The 2,527-nt window shown below is 46.1% G+C and carries 2 protein-coding genes and 1 pseudogene; all 3 read left to right on the top strand.

Going from position 1 to position 2,527, the window contains the following annotated elements:
* Positions 1–218, top strand: a pseudogene (locus tag RMO84_RS20175) (hypothetical protein); the annotation flags it as partial.
* Between the two features lie 222 nt (positions 219–440).
* Entirely contained in the window at positions 441–1,118 is a 678-nt protein-coding gene (gene ung / locus RMO84_RS20180) for a uracil-DNA glycosylase (protein ID WP_310490228.1), read from the top strand.
* 222 nt (positions 1,119–1,340) lie between these two features.
* The coding region (locus tag RMO84_RS20185; RefSeq protein WP_310490229.1) for a Clp protease N-terminal domain-containing protein at positions 1,341–2,527 on the top strand (1,187 nt) is incomplete at its 3' end.

The following is a 2,527-nucleotide window of genomic DNA, read 5'->3' on the forward strand; positions in this document are numbered from 1 at the left end:
ATAGCTTGGCGATCGAGCGCAAGCCAGATTTTGCAATAGCTTATGTCAATCGGGGTTATGCCCAACGAGAATTGTATGGCGAACAAGAGGGTGTAAGCGACTGGCAGTCAGCCGCTAACTTATTTAAAGCACAAGGCAATCTAACGCAACATCAACAGATGATGGATTTAATCGATCTCAATTCGAGTATCGACACTTTATCGGGAATGTTGTCATAACCAGATGCTGCGATTTACAAACAACAAGCGATGGCACTAGCCATCGCTTGTTGTTTGTCGTATTCAAATGAGACATCTTCTGATTATCGATCGCCATCGAACAGCCAACAACCTTAGATAAGTAGCCGATCTCAAATATCGATCGAAAAGCGATTGCCTGAAACCTTTGTGGCGGGTACTGCCCGTTCTACGAGGTATAGTTACTTTACCCTCTACCCCCTCATGACAACTCCCCTCAGATCCAGTTCTTGGAGATCGGTACTTGCCGCAGAGTTTGAAAAACCTTATTTTCAGACCCTTCAAGATTTCATCAGTACCGAAAGACAAACGCAAACGATCTTTCCTGCTGCTGCCGATGTTTTTGCAGCTTTTGAATTAACACCTTACGAACATGTCCGCGTGTTGTTGCTCGGACAAGATCCTTATCACGATAATAATCAAGCGCATGGATTATGTTTTTCCGTCAATCCTGGCATCAAAATACCGCCATCATTAGCCAATATTTATAAAGAACTCAAGACGGATTTAGATCTCAAAATCCCCAATAACGGCTACCTCGTACCTTGGGCACAGCAAGGGATCCTGATGTTAAATGCGGTGCTCACCGTCCGCGCGCACACGCCAAATTCTCACAAAGATCGGGGGTGGGAAACTTTTACCGATGCGGTAATTTCCCAGGTGAACCAGAAAACCGATCCGGTGGTATTTATATTGTGGGGTGCTTACGCTCAAAAGAAACTGAAACTCATCGATACCAGCCGACATCTAGTCATTCAATCCGCGCATCCGTCCCCTCTTTCGGCGCGGCGTGGCTTTTTTGGTAGCAAACCTTTTTCGGCGATTAATACAGCATTAAAATCGCGGGGTACAGCAATTGATTGGCAAATTCCCGATCTTTAGATCTACAATTTAATCTAAATTTCTAGGGGTGAGTGTTTGTTTTAATGCATCCACCCTCTAAATCTACTGACTATCTAAATTTAGGAATTTCGGCAATAACTAGCTGCTATATCGTGAATACCGACCCTAGTAGAGCGAGCGCGATCGCTACAATAAGGGAGTAACCGCAGTGATGTCCGTCACGAGGATTACTTATATAAAAATTTTATTCCCAGTGGCATTATGCAACCAAACAACCCCCAACAATTTACCGAAAAAGCTTGGCAGGCTGTCACCAATACATTGGATATCGCCAAGGCTTCCCAGCAGCAGCAAATGGAGTCAGAGCATCTTCTCAAAGCTCTGCTCGAACAAGATGGCTTGGCAACCAGCATCCTCTCCAAGGCTGGCGTAAATCTGAGCCAATTTCGCCAAGAACTCGAAAACTATATTCAAAAACAGCCGAAGATCTCTGGGGCGATTAGCTCGGTGTATTTGGGGCGGAGTGTGGATACCTTACTCGACAGGGCTGATAAGTATCGCAAAGATTATGGTGACGACTACATCTCGATCGAACACTTATTACTAGGATACCTCCAAGACGATCGCTTTGGCAAGCAATTTTTTACTGATTTTAAGTTAGAAGAAAGTAAGCTTAAAACGATCGTCTCTCAAATTCGCGGCAGTCAAAAAGTTAACGATCAAAACCCTGAAGGTAAGTATGAATCGCTCTCCAAATACGGTCGCGATCTGACTGATTTTGCCCGTCGCGGCAAACTCGATCCGGTGATCGGGCGCGACGATGAAATTCGGCGGACGATTCAAATCTTATCGCGACGGACTAAAAATAATCCGGTCTTAATTGGCGAACCTGGGGTCGGGAAAACCGCGATCGCTGAAGGTTTAGCCCAGCGGATTATTAGCGGCGATGTGCCCCAATCCCTCAAAGATCGCACCTTGATTTCCCTCGACATGGGTGCCCTCATTGCCGGTGCTAAATATCGCGGAGAATTTGAAGAACGCCTCAAAGCGGTGCTTAAAGAAGTCACCGAATCTCAGGGGCAAATTATCTTATTCATCGACGAAATTCATACCGTCGTCGGTGCGGGTGCGACTCAAGGCGCGATGGATGCGGGCAACCTGCTCAAGCCGATGATGGCGCGGGGCGAACTGCGCTGTATCGGGGCGACAACTCTCGATGAATATCGTAAATATATCGAAAAAGATGCGGCATTAGAACGCCGGTTTCAACAAGTCTATGTCGATCAACCGAGTGTCGAAGATACGATCTCGATTTTGCGCGGCTTGAAAGAGCGGTATGAAGTCCATCATGGGGTGAAGATTTCGGATAATGCTTTAGTCGCTGCCGCAACTTTATCGACGCGGTATATTAGCGATCGATTTTTGCCAGATAAAGCGATCGATCTGAT

This window comes from Chamaesiphon sp. VAR_69_metabat_338 (genome assembly GCF_031423935.1).
Taxonomy (GTDB): Bacteria; Cyanobacteriota; Cyanobacteriia; order Cyanobacteriales; family Chamaesiphonaceae; genus Chamaesiphon.